The organism is Chryseobacterium indologenes (genome assembly GCA_016025055.1).
GTDB lineage: Bacteria > Bacteroidota > Bacteroidia > Flavobacteriales > Weeksellaceae > Chryseobacterium > Chryseobacterium indologenes.
Genome location: CP065590.1, coordinates 828,679 through 853,028, shown reverse-complemented (window position 1 = coordinate 853,028; position 24,350 = coordinate 828,679). Strand labels below are relative to the sequence as shown.

The window sequence follows — 24,350 nt, the reverse complement described above, 5'->3', positions numbered from 1 at the left end:
GAGTTGATTATTTTATTTATACTATCAATGCTTATTGTTTCCGGATGCTATTGCGTTCTCAGGAAAATAAATGATAAATCCGGATTTTGGTGTTATACTTATGATTTTCCTTACTGGAAAAAGTATAACAGAAAAAAATACTGATAAGCGATTAACAATATTCTGTTTGGATTTTTCTAAATAGATTTTTTTCATCATTTGTGTTTTTTAGGCCTCTGAATGGAGGCCTTTTATTTTTTTGTGTGCGTTTCCCATTCCCGTTATGATTCTGATCATAAAATAGAAACCGGGGTACTCGTAGATTTGATTTGAAATGTTCCTAAAGTCAGAGCATTTTATTCCATATACTCGATGATTAAAAAACTCCTCTATTTTGAGGAGTTTTTATTTATAAATGCAAGCTGATTTTTATTTTGTTGATCAGGCGATGTACTTTATTGGTCTGATAGTCCAGAAGCTGGTAGATTTCCTGTGAATTGGTATAAGTTTCCGGAACCTCCTGATTATTAATTTTTTTGATACCTCTTCTTCTCATTGTATCATAAATTACTCTGGCAAAGGATTCTTTTGCATTTTTTTTTGCGCTTTGCTGTGAGATACCGCTGGAATGGAGGCGGTACAGGTACAGGGGTTCTTTGAGGTACTGTACATCTCCAAATTCCAATATCTTTAGGTAGAGATCCTGATCTACAGCACTCTTCAGCTTTGGGTTGATCCCCGAAGTTTTTGAGTAGATTTCTTTTTTAAACGTAAAGAAATGGGCAAACTGAATAGGGCAGTTAAAGAAATACCGACTGTTGTAAATCTGTTTGGTGCTTGCAAAAATTTTATCAGGTATGAGGGTATCATCGCAGAGCATCATTTGGGAGTATACAGCTACAATGGCATCATTATCGACAAATTCTCCAACTGTTTTTTCAAGTGCTTCAGGATAAAGGGCATCATCCGGATCCAGATAGGCGCATATTTCTCCCACAGCATATTTCATACATTCCCGTTTGGTGAAACCGCAACCTCTATTGACTGAATTGTAGTACAACCGGAATCTGGGATCATCTTTAATCATTGATTGTATGACCTCAACAGAATCGTCTGTGGAGGCGTCATCTACAATAATAACTTCCCAGTTTTCATAACTTTGACTGATCAATGACTGATAACAGTCTTTAAAGTACTTTCCATTATTATAGTGGGCTATAAGTATAGAAAATTTTATCACAATTTTTTGAATTAAGCTTTTTGTAAAGCTATCAAATTATAAAAATTCAAAATATAACCTGGATCATGGTTTTTTAAATGTTTTTTTATTATATTATAGGGTTATTGGTAGAAAACATATTGTAAATATTTTTTATGGATGTGAAATATGTAAAATTAAATATTCATTTTATGTAACCCAATGCTTTATAGGTATATAGAATGTAGGATAAGACTATATTTCAGTGAAAAGAATAGGATGGGCTTAAAAAATAATATTTTAAGATAAAATTTTATGAGTGGAATCATAAAATAAAAAGAAAAGACAATGTAGTTTTGAAATAGGATTAAACGATTAATTTTTATTTCTGATATAAAATTTTTTTTTCATCATTTGTGTTTTTTGAGGCCTCCGGTATTGGAGGCTTTTATTTTATATTGCAGAATGATACAACTTAAGTATCAAAAATTATCTGCCCATCGAATGGATGATCCCAAACGATAAAAATAAAATCCTCAAATCTTCGTATGGGAGCCTGAATTATTTCATACTCTCCATTTTCATTTAATTTTTCCGTAATAATATTGGAGCCTTCACCAATTTCTTCAGTTTTGAACTGAATCTGATATTCACCTTCTTTATTTTTGATAAAATCTTCCTTCTTAAAAAAAATATTTTTCATGATAGTTGAATTTATAGATTTCTTTAAAGTAAAGAATAAATTATGCCATTTATTGATTATTGTATTTTAATTGTTTAAATATGTTTTGTATAATCGTTTTTTTTATGAAAAAAAGATTATAGCTTTGTAGTTTTATTTGAATTGTTGAATTTTCATTCATATTATTCATACATTATTTTTATTTATAATCATTTTAATTAATAATGATAAATTTATAATAGTGATAAAAAATAGGATTGAAATCGAGAAAATCGCCAATTTGATGTATCAAAATATATTTTAAAATATATTTTTCAAAATTTCAATTTTGGCACGATTTTTCAATATACAAATGCAACTCATGTTTAATTTGAGTTTTCATGGTTATTAGTTTTTATCCTCGGAATTTCCGAGGATTTTTTTTGTTCTCATGTGGGACCATATAGCTAGTGTTTTTTTGGGGCTGGAACTTCGATTTTTTAGTATATAAATGTTTATTCTTTAATGGTATTATTTGGTGAAGTCTCCTGCAGGTAAGAAAGCTGATTTTTGTGAGAAATTGTAGTAATGATAGAATAACAGTTTCTGTAGAAAAATAGAATACGAAATTTTTATAATAAGTATAAAAATAAAAAACCTCTAATAAAATTAGAGGTTTTGAAGAGGTACCTAGCGGATTCGAACCGCTGTAGATGGTGTTGCAGACCACTGCCTAGCCGCTCGGCCAAAGTACCATTTTTACCATTTTTACCATTTTTGAGGTGTGCAAATATAGTAAAAATTCTTTATGAACAAAAGTTTTTAAGCAATTTCTTTCTTCCCAAGATCGTCGATTTCGCTTTTTGCCTGTCTTTCAGTATTATAATTTTTGATGTTGATTACCCTTGTTTCACTCCAGCTATCATGCCAGCCGTTTTCTCCGAGAAACGAAAGTACATCCAGCGGTACGAACCTGCAAATATTACGGATAAAATAATCCTTAAATGTTGGCTCGCTACCATCAATACAGATGACTTTGCTTCCTGTAATATATTTCCCGATAGATCTTCCTTTCGTAAGGTATTCGATAAGGAATATATAGATGAAATAAATTGAAGACGTTATCAGGATATCCGTAACCCTGTTTACTGAGGCCATTTTTTGTACAATATCCAGAAAAAAGTCTGAACCTGTTACTTGAAACAGAAGGGAAGACATTAATCCAAAGAGAATTAAAATAAGGTATATCATCATTCTGTCTATGATAAGATGCGTAAGTCTGATTAGTTTTGTAGACTTGTGCCTGTCTATAATTACTAAATATTTTCTCATGTCGGTTATTAGTTTGTTTATTGATTATGTATTGTTAAAATCCGTTGACAATTAATTTGAGTGCAGCGTTGGTATCAATGACCGCCGTAATTCCGGTATCGCTCAACAGAATTTTGCTGGGTTTGAGATTAAAAACTTTTCCACTCATCTTTAATCCTTTATAATATTCTTTATTAAAGGCCTCTTCAATACTTTTCTTTGATGTTTCTTCGAGTTCCTGTGTTGGAATTCCATATTCTTCTTCAATCATTTTCACAATTTTGCCTTGAAATAAGACGGAGGCTGTTTTTTGAAGAATATTGGTTGTTTTCAATTTGAATTTGCTGTCCGAAAGGACAATTTTTCTTTTATTTCGTCATAAACCGGAATTCCTGAAATAATCGAAGTTCCTTTAATATAGCCATCTGTTTGTGCTTCGATCACAATTCTGTTATCAACACCATACACACGGATATCTGTTACTTTTACCTTAGAATCCCGGATGTCAAATTCCTTATGTAAGAATGTTTTTCTGGCCATATTGCTTGCCTCAGTAAAAGGAATGTTGGCCGTAGTTTGTAAGATGAATTTATCTGCAACAGTAGGAGAGAAGTTGAAGTTGGAAACTGCAGTTACCGGCAATGATGCCGCCGGTTTATTTCCGGTAAAAGTTTCTGAAAAAATGTCAATTCCAAGAGTGGTGTTGATCTGATTACCATAAAACTTTAAGGGAGTAATATTGACCGCTGCAGGACTTACCTTCAGCCATGTATTGTATTCTTCCGAAATATTAAAGGGTTGCAGAAATGTATTCCAGGCCATTAAGGCATATTGCTGGAAGTTTAGCTGCGTAGCCATTTGCTGGTCAATTGTTTTACAGAATTTCAGTTGTTGCTCTCTCAGGTTTTTCTCCACAATAGGAGTGATAGGAATCTGAATTTTTCCATAATCAAGCACCGGTTTTGTAACCCATCTGAACCCATTGGGCTGGGTATTGGTAATGATCGTCCAGTTATTCTTAAATGTCACCGTTGTGTTAAAGGACATGATCGTCTCAAAAGTTGTATTCTGATAAGTGTACAGCCCTAAGGTACCTATTCCTTTTTCAGCCCATATTTTCAAAGGAACTTCGATCAGAAGATTCTGACTGGTTCCTCCTACAAGCCGGATGGGTCTGGTCTTCCAGACTTTTACTTTAAACTGGTCATTGTTGTTGTCCGTATATGAGTCGTCCTGATAAATTAATTCTTTTACAGATGCATTAATCATATTGCTAAGCTCTGAAAGCGGAATCGTGACCGGCATTGTAATACTGGACTTTATTTTTGGGAAATTATAAGTGGCTAACTGATTATCGACACCATTCTGCCCAAATGCATTGATGAATGCTACTAAAAATAATATTTTAACGAATTTCAATTGATATGTTTTTGATAAAACGAAAGTAAGGATTTAATTTTCAGGTTTAAAGCTTTTTTCCAGTTCAATGCTGGCACCTTTCATTTCGCCCTGCATTGGTGGTGCGGTTTTGGTTATTTTAAGCTTAATATAATCGATTTGGGAGAAGCGTTCGTGAATTCTTGAAATAATTCTTCCTGCGACGTGCTCCAGCAATTTTGATTTTATTTTCATTTCCTGATGAATGATATCATTGATGTCTGCATAGCTTATGGTGTCATTCAAATCATCGGATTCTGAGGCTTTCCAAAGGTCGGTATGAAGTTCTGCATTTAAAATATAATACGTTCCAATACTATTTTCTTCGGGCAGAACTCCATGGTAAGCATATATTTTTACGTCTTCAAGATATATTTTGCTCATTTCTTCTATTTTTTATGAAGCAAAAATCGTCTTAATTCTTCAAAATCTGAATTTATTTCTACAGTTTTTTTCTCCTTTTTCATCAAATCTTCCAGTACTTCCGGGATATCAATTTCCGTTTGTATCGCATTTTCTACTGCATCAGGGAATTTCACCGGGTGTGCTGTACCCAGAATAAACCCTTTCCGACCGGGATTTTCTTTTAAGTATTGTTCCATGGAGGCAAAAGCAACTGCAGCGTGCGGATCAAGGATATATTTATATTTTTCATAAACTTTCCTAATGGTATTCATCGTTTTCTGATCATCAATAGAATACCCTGATATTTTATGTTGTAAAGCATTGAATTGATGCCCGAAAAGCTCCAGAATTCTTACAAAATTACTTGGATCTCCTACATCCATCGCATTGGAAAGGGTTGCAATGGCTTTTTGTGGTATGAGATTATTTGTTTTAAGGTATTCAGGAACAATATCATTGGCATTGCAGGCCGCAATAAAGTGCCCGGCTGGCAAACCTCTGAAATGAGCCAGGAGCCCGGCACAAATATTCCCGAAATTCCCGCTGGGTACACAGATTACGGGAGCTTCACGTTCGTATACCTGCCATTGCTTCAATGCCAGTAGGTAATATATCTGCTGAGGAAGCCATCTTGCAATATTGATCGAATTGGCTGAAGTCAGAAATAATCGGTTGTTAATTTCCTCGTCAGAGAATGCCTGTTTTACAAGGCTTTGGCAATCATCAAAAGTTCCGTTAAGTTCTAAGGCATAAATATTTTTACCTAATGCCGTAAGCTGTTTCTCCTGAACAGGGCTTACTCTGTTTTTAGGATAAAGGATCACTACATCAATTCCTGGGAGGTCATAAAACCCGTGAGCAACGGCACCGCCGGTATCACCAGAAGTAGCTACCAATACGGTTACTTTTTTACCATTATCTTTTAAAAAATAAGACAGACACCTGCTCATAAATCTTGCTCCGATATCTTTAAACGCAAGGGTGGGACCGTGGAAAAGTTCTACGACGGAAATTGAATCACTGATTTTTTTTAACGGAATATCAAAACTGACAGTTTCTGATACAATGTCATGTAGAACTTCTGCCGGGATTTCGTCTCCTACAAAATCTCTCATGCACCGATACGCAATCTCCTGATCCGAATATTGCTGAAGGTTGCTGATAAAGTCTTTTTCAAACTGAGGAATATTTTCCGGGAAAAAGAGACCTTTATCTTTACCCTGGCCTTTAATCGTAGCCGTTTTAAAATCAACTTTTTCCTGATTGTCTTTTAAATTATAGTATTTCATTATCTTTTTTTAGAGTTATTTTTTATGCTTCCGGAATGATTTTAATTCCTGCCGGATTAATTTTAGAAACATAGGTATAGCTTTCAATCTCAATTTCATCATATACCGTTTTCATAAGGTCTGCTATTTTTTCCGCCGTTTCTTTTTTTCTGCAAGCATAAAAATAGAGGGGCCTGAACCTGAAATACCTCCGCCCAGGGCTCCCAGCTGAAGACTTTTCATTTTAATTTCATCAAATTTTGGAATTAAAATACTACGGACAGGTTCAATAATGACATCTTTAAGACTTCTTCCAATGAGGGGGAGATCATTTTTTTGTATCCCGGCAACAAGTCCGGCAATGTTTCCCCACTGTTCTACTGCGCTTTTTAGTGTAATGCTTTTCTTTAGAATCTGTCTTGAATCTGATGTTTTTACTTCTACCTGCGGATGAACTGCGGCTACAAATAAATCCGGAGCATTGAGGGGAATAATATCAATAGGATCTGTAGTTTTTACCAGCGTTATTCCTCCATAAATACAGGGAGCAATATTGTCTGCATGGCGTACTCCGGATGCCAGTTCTTCTCCAAACATAGCAAAATGAATCAATTCTTCTTTGCGTAAAATATCTCCTAATAAAGCGCTAGCTCCGAAGGCGGCTCCTGCGGCACTTGCCGCACTGGAGCCGAGCCCGCTGCCCGGTTTTATATGTTTGCGGATTATTACTTCAAATCCTTGAGAGAGTTTCAGGTGTTCCTGAATTTTTTGAAGAACCACTCCGGCCACATTTTTTGAAGGCTGTTCGGGCAGGCCGAAGGAATCTTCATGTTTTATAATAATGTCAGGGCTGTCTAATAATTTGAGTTCCATTTCATCGTAAGGATCATGGATAGCCATTCCCAGAATATCAAATCCGCACACCAGATTGGCAACGGTGGCCGGAACTCTTAATTTTACTTTTTTCATATTTTTCTGTTTTTAAATGGAACGTATAATGTCTGCAAAAATACCGCTGGCAGTCACTTCAGCGCCTGCACCGGCACCCTTTACGACCAATGGTTGTTCTGAATATCTCAATGTTTTAAAAATGACAATATTATCTTTTCCGTACAGGTGGAAAAGATCGCTTTCCGGAGAAACATGCTGCAGACCGACCTTAGCTTTTCCTTCCTTGAATTCAGCGACATATTTTAGTATTTTCCCTTCCTTTTGTGCATCGGACCATAAATTTTTAAAATGATCTTCGTATTCGGTAAGTTTTTCATAGAAATTTTCTACACTTCCCTCCATACATGCTTCAGGAAGAAAACCTATGTTTTCAATTTCTTCAAATTGAAGAGGATATCCTGATTCTCTGGCAAGGATTAAAATTTTACGGGCTACATCGGTACCAGATAAATCTAATCTGGGATCCGGTTCTGTATATCCTTCTTTTTGTGCCTGGGCTACAACCTCTGAAAATGTTCTGCTTCCATCATAATTGTTAAATACAAAATTTAAAGTTCCGCTGAGTACCGCTTCAATAGAAGTTATTTTGTCTCCGCTTTTGATCAGATCATTGATGGTACCTATGACAGGAAGTCCTGCCCCTACATTGGTTTCAAAATAAAACTTACAGTTGTGGGTTCTTGCCGTATCCTTCAAGTTTTTATATTCTTCAAAATCTGATGAGGCCGCGATTTTATTACAGGCTACGATATTGATACTTCTTTTTAACAGACTTTCATAAACTTTCGGAATTTCGGAACTTGCAGTAATATCGATGAAGACCGAATTTCTTAAGTTTCGAGAAATAATTTCTTCTGCAAAATCCTTTGCTGAGGCATCCTGTCCCTGTTCAATCCATCCTGCATATTCTTCTTCCTGTATTCCCTTGTCTGAAAAGAGCATCTTACGGCTGTTGGAAAGTCCGGCAATTCTTAAATTGATCAAGAGGTTCTCCTGCAGGTAACGGTTTTGATTATAGATCTGTTGGATCAGTTTGGATCCCACATTCCCGGTTCCACAGATATAAAGGTGTACCTGCTTAATTTCGGATTCAAAAAACTCCTCATGAAGTATATTGACGGCCTTCCGGGTATCTTTGTCAGAGATTACAACGCTGATATTTCTCTCTGAAGAACCTTGTGCAATAGTTCTGATATTGATTCCGTTATTTCCTAAACACCCGAACATTTTTGCACTTACCCCGCTTCTGCTTTTCATATTTTCGCCCACCAACGCCACAATAGATAAGCCCGTTTCAATTTTTACAGGAGAAATCCTTTTTAAATTGATATCGTCTGCAAAGGAAGTATTGATCGCATTTTCAGCTGAATATATATCTTTTTCATGAATGGCAACAGTAATGGAATGCTCTGAAGAACCTTGTGTAATGAGGATGACATTTATATTCCCATGATTTAATCCCTGGAACAGCTTTGCTGATATACCCGGAACGCCAACCATTCCGCTGCCTTCAATGGTAAGAAGGGCAATATGACTCATATTGGAAATCCCTACCGCAAGTTGCTTATTCTCATATTCTGAATTGTTAAGGGAATGGGAAACTAAGGTTCCAACGGCATCAGGAACGAATGTATTTTTGATTTTCAGATTAATATTTTTGGTCATAACCGGCTGGATGGAAGGAGGGTAAAGAACTTTTGCCCCGAAATGGGAAAGTTCCATCGCTTCGTGATAGAATATTTCTGAAATGGGTTTGGCGTTCGATGCCATACGTGGGTCTGCAGTCATCATTCCGCTTACATCTGTCCATATCTGAAGCTCTTCTGCGTGAATTGCAGCAGCAATGATGGACGCTGTGTAATCTGACCCTCCTCTTCCTAAAGTGGTCATATTGTTATTTTCATCCTGAGCGATAAAACCAGGTCCGATGATAATCTGATTCTGGTGTTCATTCATGTATCTTTGGATGTTCTTTTCTGTAACTTCCGTATTTACTTTTGCATTGGTAAAATTGCTGTCAGTTCTGATCAATTCTGCAGAATTCATCCACAAGCAATCTGAGCCCTGATAGTGAAGCCTTGCTGCGATGATATTTGAGGATAAAAATTCTCCGTATGAAGCAATTTTATCCTTGATTCTGTCTGTTAATTCACCTAAAACAAGGATTCCGTTGTAAATATCTTCAAGGTCATTAAAATGTTTTTTTACAAAGCTTAGCCATGAACTCTGCTCCAGAACGGGAATAAGTTCTCTCACCAGCTGCAGGTGCTTTTCTTCAAGATTTTTAATAGTTTGAGCATAAGAATCATCTTTAACAGCGGCTTGTTCGGCAGCTTTGATCAGATTGTCTGTAACACCATGCAGTGCCGATACAACTACAACAATTTTGTTTTGTGAAGATTCTTTTTTATTATGTTTTCTACCAGAAGGATATTCTGTGCATTGGCGACAGATGTACCGCCGAATTTTAAAATTTTCATCAATTATTTATTTGAGGTTGAGTAAAAAGAAATGGTTACTCTTTAAAAAAAGAGTACAGGTGCCCGAAATAATATGTGAAAATTTACCCCGTTATGGGGTAGTTGTTGTAGTTGTGAATGTAGAAACAGAAGATATGCCTGAAATAAGTGATTTCAGGGCAGAAATATCAGATATGTTTCTTAGAAAATTCATTGTTCGAGAACAAATGTACAAATTATTTTGAAATAGCAAAGTGTACAGAAGAAAAATTAATAACTCATTTTTTAGAGATATATTTATTGAAACTTTTGGCTTAATTATTTGAAATTCTTATATTTAAATTATTTTATTGATGGTTATTGTAGCGTTAAATTTTAAATAGATAAAAAGAAAATTAAGTAAAATCCATAACAGAGGAACATTTTAGCAGGTGTTCTTTATTTCTAATATTAAAAATTAAAACATTATGAAAACAATTAAAAAGTTATCAAGACAAGAGCAGAAATGTATCAGTGGAGGTATTACGCAAGACCAGATAGATGCCTGCGGTGGTGAGCAATTTGTATGTATGATGGGCGGTGGAAAATGGGGATGCTGGCTGAGACACGGAGGGAAATGCTACACACCAATGCTGTAGTAAATTATAGTTTTTTAACCGGAAAACAAGACTTCCGTACGGGTGAATAGGGATGCTGAAGCAAGCCGGCAGCCTGCTATGCACCTATGATTTAATAATAAAAAAGGCTGTCTCCTGCATTTGACTTTGCCAATAAAGGAGACAGCTACTTTTATTTTATACTTTTTGAAAGATCAAGCATCGCCTCAATGGGTTTTAATGCTCTCAATCTTAATTCTTCGTCGATAAGAATTTCAGGAAGCTCATATTTCATGCATAAGTACAATTTTTCCATTGTATTACGTTTCATGTAGAAACATTCTGAACAGTTACAGCTTTCATCAAAAACAAGAGCAGGAATCAGTTCCTTGTGAGGAGCCCGTTTTCTCATCTCGTGAAGAATTCCTTCTTCAGTAGCGATGATGAATTTCTGACAATCGTCTTTTTCTACATAATTCAGGAGAGCAGAGGTAGAACCAATGAAATGGGCAAGCTTTAATACAGCTTCCTCACTTTCAGGGTGCGCGATTAATTTGGCATCCGGATTATCTGCCAGCTGTTTGGCAATTCTTTCCATAGAGAATGCTTCGTGTACAACACAGCTTCCGTCCCATAGAATCATATCACGGCCGGTTTTCTTAGATAAATATCTTCCCAGGTTCTTATCCGGAGCAAAAATGATAGGTCTGTCTTTTGGAAGAGCTTCAATAACTGTTTCAGCATTTGAACTCGTAACGATGATATCACTTTCCGCCTTAGTTTCTGCATTACAGTTGATGTATGTTGCTATTAAAGCATTCGGATGCTGCTCACGCATTTTTCTCAATCCTTCTCCTGAACATCCGTCTGCCAGAGAGCATCCGGCCATTGTATCGGGAAGAACTACTTTTTAGTTGGGTTAAGAATTTTAGCAGCTTCTGCCATGAAATGTACTCCACAAAATACAATCATGTCGGCATTTGTTTCTTTAGCCTGTCTTGCCAGCTGTAAAGAATCTCCCAGGAAGTCAGCAATATCCTGGATTTCTCCCGGCTGGTAATAATGGGCAAGAATTACGGCATTTTTTTCCTCTTTAAGTTTAAGAATGGCTTTTACCAAATCTTCACCCTGAGGAATTGCGATATCCTTTATATCCAGAAAACCTTTTACAGGAATTGCAGATTTAGCTTTTTCTAATGTTTCGGTACTCATATCAACCTCAATTTTTTATTATCAGAAGTAGAGGTTAGAAATTAGAAGTCAGATCTGAGTATTGTGATTACCTACATCATTCTGCTTCTATCTTCCAGCTTTTAGTTACTGATAAAACTTTTTATTAAACTTTCTATTTCTTTTTTAGCTACATCCAGATCGGTATTGATCACGATCTTGTCAAACTCGCCGGCGTAAGACATTTCTTCTTCTGCCTTTTCTACACGGGTTTTAATGGTTTCTGCATCATCGGTATTTCTTGAAACCAATCTTCGTTCCAATTCTTCAATGGAAGGTGGTTCTATAAAAATTGATAAAGCTTTTTCACCAAAATATTTTTTTAGAGAAATACCTCCTTTCACATCTACATCAAAAATAACAACTTTTCCCTGATTCCAGATTTTTTCTACCTCAGATTTTAAAGTTCCGTAATATTTGTCAGTATACACTTCTTCATATTCTACAAAAGCACCTTCTGATATTTTTTGTCTGAATTCATCAGGTGATAAAAAATGATAATCCACGGCATGAACTTCACTTACTCTTGGCTGTCTCGTAGTACATGAAATTGAAAATTTCAGTTCAGGAAATGTTTCCAAAGAATGTTTTACTAATGTAGTTTTTCCGCTCCCTGATGGTGCTGAAAATATAATTACTTTATCCATATTTTTTAGTTTCGGGCTTCGGGTTTCGAGCTTTGGTCCTCACTTTTAGAAATGAATGCCCTATGCATCTCGTACCTCGTAACTACAACACGTTTAAGGTTTGTTCTTTAATTTTTTCCAAGTCATCTTTCATCATCACTACCAGTTTCTGGATTTCTGCATGATTGGCTTTGGAACCTAATGTATTGATTTCTCTTCCGATTTCCTGAGAAATAAAACCGAGTTTTTTCCCATTGAAATCTTCATTATCCATCACTTCTTTATAATATTTAAGATGTTGGGTAAGTCTTACTTTTTCTTCTGAAATGTCAAGCTTTTCAGTGAAATAAGCCATTTCCTGATAGAAACGGGTTTCATCAACGTTTTCAAATTCTTTAAGGGTTTTCTGATAACGCTCTCTCACACTGACGATTCTTTCTTCTTCAAATGGAATCACCTCACCCAGATATTTATTGATATTCTGAATATTTCTGTTTAATTCCTCATGGAGAATGCTACCTTCAGTTGTTCTGAATTCTTCAAAACGGTCTACAGCAGCGTTGACAATTTTTGCCAGTGCTTCCCATTCACCTTCTGTCAGTTCATCAGGCCTGGAAGTGATAGCATCTGGAAGCCTCACTGCCATTTTAAGATATTCGAAGTCAGGTCCGTCGGAGGCAATATTTTTAAGTTCGTTGATATAGGAATCAATTAAACTCTTATTAATTTTTACATCATTAGATTCTTCAAGATTCTCCAGGTTGACGTAGCAATCTACTTTTCCACGGATAATTCTATCGTTAAGAATTTTTCTGATTTCAAATTCTTTTTCTTTATAACGTAAAGGAATTTTAATATTTAAATCAAAGCTTTTGCTATTCAACGATTTAATATCTATTGTTATTTTTTTCCTTCAAAAACACCTTCGGCTCTACCGAAGCCGGTCATTGATAAAATCATAGTTTTTTATTGTTGTACAAAGATAAACATTTAAATTAGCAATGTGAAAAATTTGATTTCTGTAGTAGGACCCACCGGAATTGGTAAAACGAGATTGGCAATTGATTTGGCTCAGCATTTCAAAACAGAGATTGTTTCCTGTGATTCCAGACAGTTTTTTAAGGAAATGAAAATAGGAACAGCAGCACCTTCCGAAGAAGAATTGGCAGCAGCACCTCATCATTTTATAGGCAATCTATCCGTTGAAGACTATTATTCTATAGGGCAATATGAAGAAGACGCCTTACAAAAACTCAATGAACTTTTCAAAAATCATGATACGGTCATTCTTGTTGGCGGAAGTATGATGTATGAAAAAGCCGTAATTGAAGGTTTGAATGATTTACCGGAAGCAAACCCTGAAAATCAGGAAAAACTTCAGATAATCATGGAGGAGGAAGGGGTTGAAAAGCTTCAGCAAATTTTACAGGAACTGGATCCGGAATATTTTGCAGTAGTAGATATTCATAATCATCGCCGACTTTTACGGGCAATTGATGTGATCTGGCAAACCAATAAAAAATACTCAGAACAAATTGCTGTTTCCCAGGACTCCAGAGATTTCAATGTGATCAGAATCGGGATAGAAGCTCCGCGGGAAGAGCTGTACGACAGAATCAACCGTCGTGTTGATATCATGATGGAAAACGGACTGCTTGATGAGGTAAAAGGTCTGGAAAAATTCAAAGGGCTCACTGCTTTAAATACGGTTGGCTATTCTGAATTATTCAAATATCTTGATGGAGAGTGGGACCTTGATTTTGCGGTTTCTGAAATTAAAAAAAACAGCCGCAGATATGCTAAACGTCAATTGACATGGTACAGGAAAGCTACTGATATTCATTATTTGCAGTTGGGATATTCTCCGCAGGATTATAAGGAGCTGCTTCACTGGATTTCCGAACAGTTTCAATACTAATTTTACCACGAAAGCCCCAATACCTTTAAATAACGCAGAAAATCTATGTGCCTATGTGGTTGAAATCGCAATGTCGTAAAAAAGATCTATTATGATGCGTTATAAGAGAATCTGTCAAAAAAAAATGCGGCTCCTCAGAACCGCATTAAAACAATATAATTTATTACTACTTCCAACCGCCGCCCAGCGCTCTGTATAAATCTACAATGCTGCTTAATCTCTGTCTCTTAATGGAAGCAAGATTGAGCTCTGCCTGAAGAGAATTACCCTGTGCAGTAATTACTTCCAGATAATTAGCTGAACCTCCTCTGTAAAGAAGCTGTGCACTTTTAATTCCGTCTTTTAAAGTGGTAGTTTGCTCTGTTGCTTTTTGTTCCTGAACCTTTAAGCTTTCATTAGAAACCAAAGCATCAGAAACTTCTCCTACTGCATTCAATACAGACTGACGGAATGCCAGTACATTTTTCTCTCTCTGTATTTTAGCTACTTCCAGGTCTGTTTTCAATTGTTTCTTCTGGAAAATAGGTTGTGCGATTCCTCCCAATACCGAACCGAATAATGATGCCGGAATCTGAAACCAGTTATCAAATTTAAAAGAGTTAACTCCTCCGTTTGCAGTGATTTTCAATGCAGGATACATATTAGCCTGTGCTATTCCCACTAAGGCATTAGATTCCAGTAAAACAAGTTCCTGCTGACGAACATCCGGTCTGCGGCTTACCATAGCTGCAGGAAGTCCTGCTGTAATGTTCTGGGGAAGCGAAGTGTCAGACATTTCAATCGTTCGGTTTACTTTATTGGGTATTTCTCCTACCAGGATACTTAATGCATTTTCCTGAATAGCGATATTCTGTTCTAATTGAGTGATCAGAAGTTCTGTTGCCTGTTTCTGGGCATTTGCCTGTTGTACCCCTAAAGAAGTTGTGTCGCCACTTTCCCACATTTTCTGAGTAATCAGTAACGTATTATTGGTCAGTTCCAGATTAGATTTGGCAATATTCAATTGCTTATCAAGCATCAAAAGATTATAATAACCCTGGGCAATAGCGGCTACCACCTGGGTTTGAACTGCTTTTGAACCTTCATAAGTCTGAAGGTACTGCATCTTTGAAACTTCCTGCTGATTTTTGATTTTTCCCCAAATATCCGCTTCCCAGGAAAGGTTAAAAGCTGCATTGTAATCTTCTACATGATTTTGCCCTAAAAACAGATTTAAACTTTGTCCGTTCATGCTGTTTTTAGAGGGTTTTGAAATCTGTCCGCTTACTCCAAATCCAACATCGGGATATTGCATGTATTTGGCTTGCTTCAGTTTTTCCTGTGAAGCTGCAACTTGTTTTAAAGCAATTTGTAAGTCATAATTATTTTTAATTCCTTTTTCAATCAATCCCTGCAAAATAGGATCATTGAAAAACTCTTTCCATTCCAGATTGGCAACGCTTGCGGTATCAGCTGTAGCTGTCAACCGGAATTTTTCAGGAAGCGGAAGGTCCGGTTCTGCGAATGCCAGTTTTGACACACACGAAACTGAGCCTAATGCTATTGCGAATGTGAGAATTATATTTTTTAATCTTTTCATAGTTTTTATTTAATAAACTTTAATGAAGTACAAAACCCTGAGGAATATTTTTATTTTCAAGATCACTTAAGTGGTGTTATAAAACCTTTGTGACTTTTGCAGATGTCATATTCCTCAAGAGTTTTCAAGTGATTTATATTATTGAGGGCTTGATAAAAGCTCTGCTTCCAGTTGTTGTTTCTGCAGTCTTTTCTTTTTTCTGCTTGGCATTTTTTCGTGCAGATATTGGAAAACCACATACATTACCGGGATAATAAATATTCCGAAGATTACTCCTGTAAGCATTCCTCCTACGGTACTGTATCCGATGGAATGGTTACCTTTTGCAGAAGCTCCCTGCGTCCATACCAACGGAAGCATTCCGACAATAAATGCGAAAGATGTCATCAGGATCGGTCTTAAACGTAATCTTGAAGCCTGAAGGGCCGATTCTATTAATGATTTTCCTGCTTTTCTTCTCTGTACGGCAAACTCTACAATCAGGATGGCATTTTTGGCCAGTAATCCTACAAGCATGATTAATCCTACCTGTACATAAATATTATTATCAATTCCGGCCATTCCGGTGAAAGCAAATACTCCGAATACTCCTGTCGGAATAGTAAGAATAATAGCAAACGGAAGAATATAACTTTCATATTGTGCAGCCAGCAGGAAGTAAACAAACAGAATACTTAAAAGGAAAATAAATACAGTCTGTCCTCCTGTTTTAATCTCTTCACGGGTAATCCCTGTCCACTCGTAGCCGTAGCCTCTTGGTAGTGATTGTTGTGCTACTTCTTCCACGGCTTTAATGGCATCGCCGGTACTGTATCCTGGTTTGGGAGTTCCGTTAATGGTTACTGCATTGAACAGGTTGTTTCTGGTTACAGTTTCAGGACCGAAAGTTCTCTTTAAAGTAACTAATGTTTTTGCCGGCACCATTTCGCCCATTTTATTTTTTACATAAATCCCTTCCAGAGAGTTGGCATCTGTACGGTACGGAATATCGGCCTGAGCCATCACACGGTAGTATTTTCCGAATCTGTTGAAATCTGATACGAAACTACTTCCGAAATAAATCTGCATGGTCTGCATCAATTCTGTCACAGAAACTCCCAGTTGATTTGCTTTATCAGTATCTACATCAATCGTGTACTGAGGGTTTCCTGCTGCATAAGTGGTAAAGGCAAACGCAATTTCAGGACGTTTCATCAATTCACCGATAAATTTCTGAGTGGTTGTCCCCAATTGTTCAAAAGAACTGTTTGTTTTATCCTGAAGCATAAATTCAAAACCGGAAACGTTACCAAAACCTTGTACAGTAGGGAAGTTAAAGAAAAATGCGTTGGCATCTTTCACCTGGCTTACCTTTCCTGTCAGCATTGCTGCGATCTGGTCCGGATCATTCATCTCTCCACGTTTGTCATAGTCTTTTAACTTTATAAAACCGGCAGAATAGGGAGAAGCATTGGCATTACTGATAAAGTTCATCCCATCGGCTACCCAAAGGTGGTTGGTCGCTTTTTCAGCATTGATGATTTTGTCAATCTGTTCAGTGGCTCTGTGGGTTCTTTCCAGTGAGCTTCCCGGAGGAGTGTTTACAGCATACAAGACAAATCCCTGGTCCTCTGTAGGGATAAATCCTGACGGAGCTTTTTTAATCAAAAATACACTTACTGCAGTAATAAGAACCAAACCTCCAATGGCAACCCATTTATTTTTGATTAAAAATTTAAGGCTGTAAATATACTTTCTGGTCATGCTGTTGAAGCTCGCATTGAAAGCATTGAAGAATCTCGCTCCAAAACCTGTTTTATGGCCATGTTCACCGTGTTCTCCCTGAGGGTCATTTAAGAACATAGCGCACAATGCCGGACTTAACGTTAATGCATTGACTGCAGAAATAAGAATAGCAATCGCTAGTGTAAAGGCAAACTGTCTGTAAAAAACTCCTGCCGGTCCCTGCATGAAACCTACCGGAATAAACACCGCACACATCACGAGGGTAATAGAGATAATTGCTCCTGAAATTTCACTCATGGAATTCATTGTTGCCTGTTCTACAGGCATTCCTGTCTGCTCCATTTTGGAATGGACAGCTTCCACCACCACAATCGCATCATCCACCACAATACCGATGGCCAGAACCAGCGCAAACAAGGTAAGCATATTGATACTGAACCCAAACAACTGAAGGAAGAAGAAAGTACCAATGATGGCAACGGGAACCGCAATCGCAGGGATTAACGTAGATCTGAAATCCTGAAGGAAAATATAAACGACAATAAATACAAGGATGAATGCAATTACAAGCGTTTCTACCACCTGATGAATGGAAGCATCCAAAAAGTCCTTGGAATTATACATGATGATAGGTTTCACCCCTTTTGGTAAAGTGGTTTCCATTACTTTCACCTGCTTTTCGATTTCGGTAAGGATCTCATTTGCGTTGGAACCCGCAGTCTGAAGAATGGCAAATCCTGCCACAGGCTTACCGTCAACCCTGTTGGTGGCTGTATAAGTATAAGAACCGAATTCCACTCTTGCCACATCTTTTAAACGTAAGAAAGAACCGTCGCTATTGGCTTTGATGGCAATGCTTTCGTAATCTTCATTCTTATTCAGTTTTCCTTTATATTTAAGGATATACTCATACGTTTCCTTACTTCCCTGTCCAAGTCGGCCGGGAGCTGCTTCAAGATTATGATCTTTGATGGCTCCGAGAACTTCTTGCGGAGAAAGGTTATTAGCTGCCAGACGATCAGGTTTCAACCAGATTCTCATCGAATAATCTCTTGTTCCGAATACCTGCGCCTGAGCTACCCCCGGAATACGCTGTATCTGAGGGATGACATTGATCTTCAGGTAATTTTGAAGGAAAAGCTCATCGTATTGTTTGGCATCTTCACTGGTAAGACCCATAAACATGATCATACTGTTCTGAACCTTTTGTGTTGAGATCCCTGCTTGTACCACTTCCTGTGGAAGCTGACTCATCGCTTTCGATACACGGTTTTGTACGTTTACGGCAGCATTATCAGGATCAGATCCCTGTTTGAAAAAAACGCTCAGGGTCATGGTACCGTCATTACTTGAGTTTGACGTCATATAGGTCATATTCTCAACTCCGTTTACCGCTTCTTCAATTGGAGTAGCGACAGAACGCGCTACAACCTCAGCATTCGCTCCCGGATAAAATGCCGTTACCTGAACGCTCGGTGGAGCGATATCCGGAAAGAGGGCAATGGGTAAATTAAAGAGAGATAAAGCTCCCAATAATAAGAGTATGATGGAGATGACCGTTGAAAGTACCGGTCTTTCTATAAATTGTTTTAACATAAGAAGTTTATTTTTTTAAGTCTTCTGTATCTGAAACTGACTATAAAGGTTTTGCTCTTAGCAAGCTGTCGGAAGAAATATTTTTCGGTCTGATAGATGCTCCGTCCTTTAAGTTTCCAATGCCGGTGTAAACGATTTTCTCACCTGGAGAAAGGCCTTCAGAAATAAAGTAATAGCTGTCTGTTTTTCCGGATATTTTGATAGGCTTTCCGGTTACTTTCTGATCTTTGCCCAATACATATACGTAGGTTTTGTCCTGAATTTCGAAAGTAGATTCCTGAGGGATAACGACTGCATTGGAGAGAAGTTGCGGCATACGTACTCTTCCGGTATTTCCTGTTCTCAAAGTTCCGCTGGCGTTAGGAAAAACGGCACGAACGCTGATGGCTCCGGTTGTTTTATCAAATTGTCCGTCTACAATGCTTAGTCTTCCTTTTTCGGGATAGGTACTGTTATCAGCAATTACCAATTCCACCATAGGCATATTCTTTAGTTTCTCTTCTAATGTTCCTCCCGGGTATTTATTCTGAAAAGCAATGAAGTCAAGCTCACTTAAAGAAAAGTAAGCATAAATCTCACTGATGTCTGATAATAAAGTCAATGGATTCGGGTCTGTTCTTGAGATCAGGCTTCCTTTTTTGTAAGGAATTCTTCCGATATATCCACTTACGGGAGCCGTAATCGTGGTGAAACCTACATTGATTCTTGCACTTCCTACAGATGCTTTGGCTTGTGAAGCGGCTGCTACGGCTGCTGCATAATTGGCTTTTGCGGTCTTCAGCTGAACGTCAGAAACTACTTTTGCGGCAACCAAGGGCTGAAGTCTGTCAACTTCTACTCTTGCTTTTTCGATATTGGCGTTAGCAGCCTGTAAATTGGCCTGAGCCATATTCATCTGTTCGCCGTAGCTTCTTGAATCTATTTTAAATAATGGTTGTCCGGCTCTTACATAAGCGCCTTCTTCTACATAAATTCTATCCAGATATCCATCTACCTGAGATCTGATCTCTACATTGTTTTTCCCTTCCAAAGCGGTAGGAAATTCCTGGTAGGTTGTGGCAGGAGACGATATAACGGTATAAACCGGAAGTTCAGGAGCTGGCGGCGCAGTGTTCGATCCCTCTGCAGCCTTCGTACAGCTTTGTAAAAGAATTATACTTGAAATAAGTACAATAAAGCTTGTTTTTCCAGGTATTTTCATTTTGGTTTAATTTTTTTAATGAAGTGTTGATTTAAGTAATGTTTTTGCTAATAAATGCTGTATTTTTTCCTAACAGTGTTAATTTTTTGTTCAAAAAAAATGACAGATTATTTAATGCCCGATCAAGTCGATAATGTCCATAATTGAAAAATTGTTTAATGTTGATTGATATATAAAAAGATGAGGTGTATCTGTGTTATTTTTACTAACAGTGTTAATTATTAAGGTAAATGATTACCTTGATTTTTGAATTGGTAAAAGTTTACATTGTACTTTCTGCTTTTAATTAATTTTTAAATGAAATAGTTAACTTAATATGGTGTTAAATTTCCTAACGGTGTTAATTTTTAGTTCAAAAAAATTTTACAAAGACTTAATAAAAGATGAAACAGTTTCATCCAGAGCCGATTTGTTCATTGTAGAAGGAATGTCTGCATTACGCATCATCATAATAGAGATCATACCATGAACTGCCGAAAATAACGCATGTGACATATGGCAGGCATTATCCGGATTTGATCCGTTCTTTTTGATAATCTCATACGTACATTCATAAATCATTTCCTGAAATGATGAAAATTCTTTTTCATCTGTCCTTTTCCGCAACATTGCATGCCCAGCCCAAACATGAGCTGATAATATTCTTTATTTTTAAAAGCAAAGTTCCAGTAAGCATCAACGATAGCAACGAGCTGCTCTTCCGGAGTGTCATGTTTTTTCTGTGCTTTTAATAATTCAATGTGTAAATTATGGAAACCGTCCAGAGAGATTTCAAATAAAATAGCTTCCTTGTTTTCAAAATAATCGTAAACTACAGGTGCACTGTATTCAATAGCATCTGCAATTTTACGCATTGAAAGAGAAGCCCAGCCTTCATTTTTAGCCAAAGTGAAAGCCGCCTGCAAAATATTTGCACGGATGGATTCTTTTTCTCTTTGACGACGTTCATGTAGGCCCATGATATTTCTTTTCTAACAGTGTTAGCAAAACTACAAACTTTTTAAGATATCTTCCAAACCCTATTTTGATTTAATGATAAAAAGCAGGGAATATCATATGGTTTGAACTTAAAGAAATTAGTAACAGAAGCCGATACAAGACTATAATCTTCAGGTTATTGTAAAAATTAATACAGTAAATAGCCTTGGTCAATAAATATAATTGGCATAAAACTTTTTTGCAGATTCTATGACTTTAACCTCTCATGTTGATCTTCCTTATCGTATAATCAAAGAAATCTTTATCTTTGTGAACTAAAGAAAAAGGATATGAATACTCCCTCAAATATGTTGGCATTAGGAACAAAAGCACCTTTTTTTGAGCTTCCGAACCCCTCAGAAACGAATGAAATTCAGTCTCTGGAAGAGCTGAAAGGAGAAAAAGGAACACTGGTTATCTTTATGTGTAACCATTGTCCGTTTGTGCTTCATGTGATCGATAAGATCAATGAACTCTATGAAGATTATAATGATAAAGGAATTGAATTCATTGCTATCAATGCAAATGATATCGAGAAATATCCAGCTGACTCTCCGGAGAAAATGATAGAATTCCAGATCGAAAGGAAATTTGATTTCCCTTACTTATTTGATGAAAGCCAGGCAGTAGCAAAAGCCTATGATGCAGCATGTACTCCTGATTTTTATTTCTTTGACGATAAACTGGATCTTGTTTACAGAGGTCAGATGGATGATTCAAGACCAGGAAATAATAAAGATGTAACGGGGGAAGACTTAATCATCGCTTTTGAAAATCTATTGGCGGGAGAACCACAGGAAGAAATTCAGAGACCAAGCATGGGATGCAATATTAAGTGGAAATAATTTTGAATTGAAAATGGAGAATGGAAAGTTGAAAATGCTTTTTACATTTTTCGATGAATATAATATAAAGCTGCTCTTTCGGAGTAGCTTTTTTTTATAAGACAGAAGCATCCAACATAGGTTCCCTTTAAAAACTTACGTTAGCCTTAGCTTCTTTTTCAACCTTCAAGTCTACATTCACGTTATTGTGAGAGTAATTCTTTATAAACTCAGAAGGTGTTTTGCCGGTATATTTTTTAAACATTCTATTGAAATACGTTACATTATTAAACCCGCACTGGTAGCTGCATTCTGAAATAGATCTATCCTGCGCCATCAGCAGACACGCTTTATTAATCCGGTACCGATTTACAAATTCTGTAAAAGTAATCTGAGTAGCTTTTTTAAAAAAGTTACAGAAAGCAGGTAAAGTAAGATTGGCCAGTTTAGCGACTTCCTCAATATTGATTTCTTTATCATAATGATGCTCTACATAGGTGAAGATATTTTCAAGGCGGGTCTTGTTCCTAGAAATGATGGTGTACGGCATAATTTCTTTGTTTAAAAGATCGTAGTCCTCACATGTAGACAGTTCAAAAAGGATTTCCAGCAATAATAAATACCTTTTATAGCCTCCTGACTCCAGCATGAGCCTCAGTTTGGGCAATAGGGCTTTTTTCACTTTTTGATGGAAGTGAATACCATATTTTGAGAGTTCCAGTAAATTTTTAATAGATCTGGCTTCAGTTTCCTGCTGGGGAAACTGAAGAATTTCTTCCTTGAACTGAAGAACAATTTCTTCATGCGGGTCAATAGAGTTCAATCCAAATCCGGAATGAGGAATATTGGAGCCTATCAGAACAAGATCCCCGTTGGTATAGTTGCTTTTATGATAACCCACGTGTCGTGTTCCATTCCCTGAAATAACACATACCAGCTCAATTTCGGGATGGTAATGATATTCCCATTTGAATTCTGAAATAGGGGAGTTGTTGTGAATAGTACAGAATGAACTTTTCTCATTGGGAATTACTCTTTCAAAAGTAACTTTCATTTAATTAATCATATTTATCCACTAAAAATACTAATTATATTAATATTGTTCAAATATTGGTTTACTGTGTTAAATTATTGTTAACCGAAATGCTTCTATCTTAGCCACCAAGAAATGATCCGGATGAAAAATTTCAACATTAAAGCTGTACTATTTTTAAATTATTTTGTTTTCGCAATTCTTCTGAATTCTGTGGGAACAGTTATTTTGCAGGTGCAGCAAAACTTTGGAATTTCAAAATCATCAGCCAGTGTTCTGGAAGGCTTTAAAGATCTTCCCATTGCCATCTGCTCATTCATTCTGGCTTCATTTCTTCCTAAAATAGGAATCAAAAATTCTATGCTGATCGCTTTATTTCTCGTGAGCTGCATGTGTTTTGTAATGCCTTTTGCCAATGCTTTTTGGTTTTTTAAAATATTATTTGCTATTGTCGGGGTTTCTTTTGCCTTAATTAAAATATCAGTTTTTACTTCAATTGGCTTAGTAACCAATACAGATAAGGAGCATTCAAGCTTTATGGGATTTCTCGAAGGTTTTTTCATGATTGGAGTGTTGGCAGGAAATGTGTTGTTCAGTTTATATATCGATGACCATAATCCCCAATCTACCCGATGGCTAAACGTATATTGGGTATTGGGCATCCTTTCTGCCTTATCCTTTTTGTTCCTGTTCTTTTCAAAACTGAACGAAAGGGAAGCCAAAAGTGAGAAAACTGATTTACTGGGTGATTTGAGAAATAGTGCAAGCCTATTCAGCTATAAAAAAGTATTATGTTTTTTACTCTGTGCATTTCTTTTCGTATTGGTAGAGCAGAGTTTCCAGACCTGGACACCTACTTTTTATAAAGAGATTCTGAAAGTACCTACTTCTATGAGTATTCAGGCCGGAGCGGTTTTGGCCGGAGCTTTTGCATTGGGAAGATTTCTATCAGGATTCTTTTCCAAGAAATTCAGCTGGATCTATGTGGTTTCCTTTTGTGTGATTGGTTTTGGGGTCAGTTTGTTATTAGTCCTTCCTTTGACCCATGATATTCATATCGATACCAATACAAGTTGGCTCAATGCACCTCTTGTCGTATATCTTTTCCCTTTGATGGGTGGTTTATTGGCACCAATTTATCCGAGTATTAATTCTGTAATTCTGGCGTCAATACCGAAATATTTACACAGTGCAATGTCCGGACTGATTGTGGTTTTCTCTGCGATCGGAGGTACGATAGGCTCTATTATTACCGGGTTTGTGTTTCAGGAATTCAGCGGACAGCAGGCTTTTTATCTTTCCTTAATTCCGCTTTCGTTGTTGATCACGTCAGCTATTTTCATGAATAAATTAAAAATAAATCCAAACAAATAAA

General features: G+C 36.8%; 14 protein-coding genes, 1 tRNA gene and 6 pseudogenes. 4 read left to right on the top strand and 17 right to left on the bottom strand.

What is annotated here, in order from left to right; all coding sequences use genetic code 11:
- Positions 1-388 precede the first annotated feature (388 nt).
- The 9 genes and pseudogenes from H3Z85_03895 to thrA all read right to left on the bottom strand — a co-directional run bounded on the left by H3Z85_03895 (position 389) and on the right by thrA (position 9,690).
- A complete protein-coding gene (locus H3Z85_03895; GenBank protein QPQ53835.1) occupies positions 389-1,222 on the bottom strand; it encodes a glycosyltransferase family 2 protein in 834 nt (277 codons plus the stop codon).
- Between the two features lie 430 nt (positions 1,223-1,652).
- Positions 1,653-1,880, bottom strand: coding sequence for a glutathione synthase (locus H3Z85_03890; GenBank protein ID QPQ52607.1), 228 nt, complete (start codon positions 1,878-1,880; stop codon positions 1,653-1,655).
- A 642-nt stretch (positions 1,881-2,522) separates the two neighbouring features.
- A tRNA-Cys gene (locus H3Z85_03885) sits at positions 2,523-2,593 on the bottom strand.
- A 67-nt stretch (positions 2,594-2,660) separates the two neighbouring features.
- Positions 2,661-3,170 carry an RDD family protein gene (locus H3Z85_03880; protein QPQ52606.1) on the bottom strand — a complete coding sequence of 170 codons (510 nt, stop codon included), beginning with the start codon at positions 3,168-3,170 and terminating at the stop codon, positions 2,661-2,663.
- Positions 3,171-3,204: 34 nt separating this feature from the next.
- Positions 3,205-4,568 (bottom strand): annotated as a pseudogene (locus H3Z85_03875) (DUF4403 family protein).
- 33 nt (positions 4,569-4,601) lie between these two features.
- A complete protein-coding gene (gene folB, locus H3Z85_03870) occupies positions 4,602-4,970 on the bottom strand; it encodes a dihydroneopterin aldolase (protein ID QPQ52605.1) in 369 nt (122 codons plus the stop codon).
- A 5-nt stretch (positions 4,971-4,975) separates the two neighbouring features.
- Positions 4,976-6,280 (bottom strand): threonine synthase, encoded by a 1,305-nt coding sequence (gene thrC / locus H3Z85_03865; protein ID QPQ52604.1) that lies wholly within the window; start codon positions 6,278-6,280, stop codon positions 4,976-4,978.
- Positions 6,281-6,302: 22 nt separating this feature from the next.
- Positions 6,303-7,228: pseudogene (locus tag H3Z85_03860) on the bottom strand (homoserine kinase).
- A gap of 12 nt (positions 7,229-7,240) precedes the next feature.
- Positions 7,241-9,690 (bottom strand): annotated as a pseudogene (thrA, locus tag H3Z85_03855) (bifunctional aspartate kinase/homoserine dehydrogenase I).
- 446 nt (positions 9,691-10,136) lie between these two features.
- On the opposite strand from thrA, the gene H3Z85_03850 reads away from it, so the two are divergent.
- The gene (locus H3Z85_03850; GenBank protein QPQ52603.1) at positions 10,137-10,307 is read left to right on the top strand and encodes a hypothetical protein; all 171 of its coding nucleotides are present in this window, start codon (positions 10,137-10,139) and stop codon (positions 10,305-10,307) included.
- Positions 10,308-10,458: 151 nt separating this feature from the next.
- Here H3Z85_03850 and nadA read toward each other — a convergent pair.
- The 3 genes and pseudogenes from nadA to H3Z85_03835 all read right to left on the bottom strand — a co-directional run bounded on the left by nadA (position 10,459) and on the right by H3Z85_03835 (position 13,081).
- Positions 10,459-11,477, bottom strand: a pseudogene (gene nadA, locus H3Z85_03845) (quinolinate synthase NadA).
- 101 nt (positions 11,478-11,578) lie between these two features.
- Positions 11,579-12,142, bottom strand: a complete 564-nt coding sequence (gene gmk / locus H3Z85_03840; GenBank protein ID QPQ52602.1) for a guanylate kinase — start codon at positions 12,140-12,142, stop codon at positions 11,579-11,581.
- Positions 12,143-12,224: 82 nt separating this feature from the next.
- A pseudogene (locus tag H3Z85_03835) lies at positions 12,225-13,081 on the bottom strand (YicC family protein).
- Positions 13,082-13,124: 43 nt separating this feature from the next.
- On the opposite strand from H3Z85_03835, the gene miaA reads away from it, so the two are divergent.
- Entirely contained in the window at positions 13,125-14,039 is a 915-nt protein-coding gene (miaA, locus tag H3Z85_03830; GenBank protein ID QPQ52601.1) for a tRNA (adenosine(37)-N6)-dimethylallyltransferase MiaA, read from the top strand.
- Between the two features lie 166 nt (positions 14,040-14,205).
- On the opposite strand, the gene H3Z85_03825 is transcribed toward miaA, so the two are convergent.
- The 4 genes and pseudogenes from H3Z85_03825 to H3Z85_03810 all read right to left on the bottom strand — a co-directional run bounded on the left by H3Z85_03825 (position 14,206) and on the right by H3Z85_03810 (position 21,099).
- Entirely contained in the window at positions 14,206-15,618 is a 1,413-nt protein-coding gene (locus H3Z85_03825) for an efflux transporter outer membrane subunit (GenBank protein QPQ52600.1), read from the bottom strand.
- A 138-nt stretch (positions 15,619-15,756) separates the two neighbouring features.
- Positions 15,757-18,939 (bottom strand): efflux RND transporter permease subunit, encoded by a 3,183-nt coding sequence (locus H3Z85_03820; GenBank protein QPQ52599.1) that lies wholly within the window; start codon positions 18,937-18,939, stop codon positions 15,757-15,759.
- A gap of 40 nt (positions 18,940-18,979) precedes the next feature.
- On the bottom strand, positions 18,980-20,140 hold the full coding sequence (locus tag H3Z85_03815) for an efflux RND transporter periplasmic adaptor subunit (protein ID QPQ52598.1): 1,161 nt from the start codon (positions 20,138-20,140) through the stop codon (positions 18,980-18,982).
- Positions 20,141-20,503: 363 nt separating this feature from the next.
- Positions 20,504-21,099, bottom strand: a pseudogene (locus H3Z85_03810) (TetR/AcrR family transcriptional regulator).
- Positions 21,100-21,408: 309 nt separating this feature from the next.
- Between H3Z85_03810 and H3Z85_03805 the strand changes: the two are divergent.
- Complete coding sequence (locus H3Z85_03805; protein QPQ52597.1) at positions 21,409-21,963, top strand: thioredoxin family protein; 555 nt, start codon at positions 21,409-21,411, stop codon at positions 21,961-21,963.
- 127 nt (positions 21,964-22,090) lie between these two features.
- On the opposite strand, the gene H3Z85_03800 is transcribed toward H3Z85_03805, so the two are convergent.
- Entirely contained in the window at positions 22,091-22,996 is a 906-nt protein-coding gene (locus H3Z85_03800; protein QPQ52596.1) for a helix-turn-helix transcriptional regulator, read from the bottom strand.
- A 123-nt stretch (positions 22,997-23,119) separates the two neighbouring features.
- On the opposite strand from H3Z85_03800, the gene H3Z85_03795 reads away from it, so the two are divergent.
- Positions 23,120-24,349 (top strand): MFS transporter, encoded by a 1,230-nt coding sequence (locus H3Z85_03795; protein QPQ52595.1) that lies wholly within the window; start codon positions 23,120-23,122, stop codon positions 24,347-24,349.
- The last annotated feature ends 1 nt before the right edge of the window (position 24,350 follow it).

Bases quoted from the DNA above. Each gene is read 5' to 3' on its own strand.
- H3Z85_03890 (QPQ52607.1), bottom strand. From the start codon at position 1,880: ATGAAAAATATTTTTTTTAAGAAGGAAGATTTTATCAAAAATAAAGAA.
- H3Z85_03825 (QPQ52600.1), bottom strand. From the start codon at position 15,618: ATGAAAAGATTAAAAAATATAATTCTCACATTCGCAATAGCATTAGGC.
- H3Z85_03800 (QPQ52596.1), bottom strand. From the start codon at position 22,996: ATGAAAGTTACTTTTGAAAGAGTAATTCCCAATGAGAAAAGTTCATTC.
- H3Z85_03850 (QPQ52603.1), top strand. From the start codon at position 10,137: ATGAAAACAATTAAAAAGTTATCAAGACAAGAGCAGAAATGTATCAGT.
- H3Z85_03805 (QPQ52597.1), top strand. From the start codon at position 21,409: ATGAATACTCCCTCAAATATGTTGGCATTAGGAACAAAAGCACCTTTT.
- H3Z85_03820 (QPQ52599.1), bottom strand. From the start codon at position 18,939: ATGTTAAAACAATTTATAGAAAGACCGGTACTTTCAACGGTCATCTCC.
- H3Z85_03795 (QPQ52595.1), top strand. From the start codon at position 23,120: ATGAAAAATTTCAACATTAAAGCTGTACTATTTTTAAATTATTTTGTT.
- H3Z85_03880 (QPQ52606.1), bottom strand. From the start codon at position 3,170: ATGAGAAAATATTTAGTAATTATAGACAGGCACAAGTCTACAAAACTA.
- gmk (QPQ52602.1), bottom strand. From the start codon at position 12,142: ATGGATAAAGTAATTATATTTTCAGCACCATCAGGGAGCGGAAAAACT.
- folB (QPQ52605.1), bottom strand. From the start codon at position 4,970: ATGAGCAAAATATATCTTGAAGACGTAAAAATATATGCTTACCATGGA.
- H3Z85_03815 (QPQ52598.1), bottom strand. From the start codon at position 20,140: ATGAAAATACCTGGAAAAACAAGCTTTATTGTACTTATTTCAAGTATA.
- thrC (QPQ52604.1), bottom strand. From the start codon at position 6,280: ATGAAATACTATAATTTAAAAGACAATCAGGAAAAAGTTGATTTTAAA.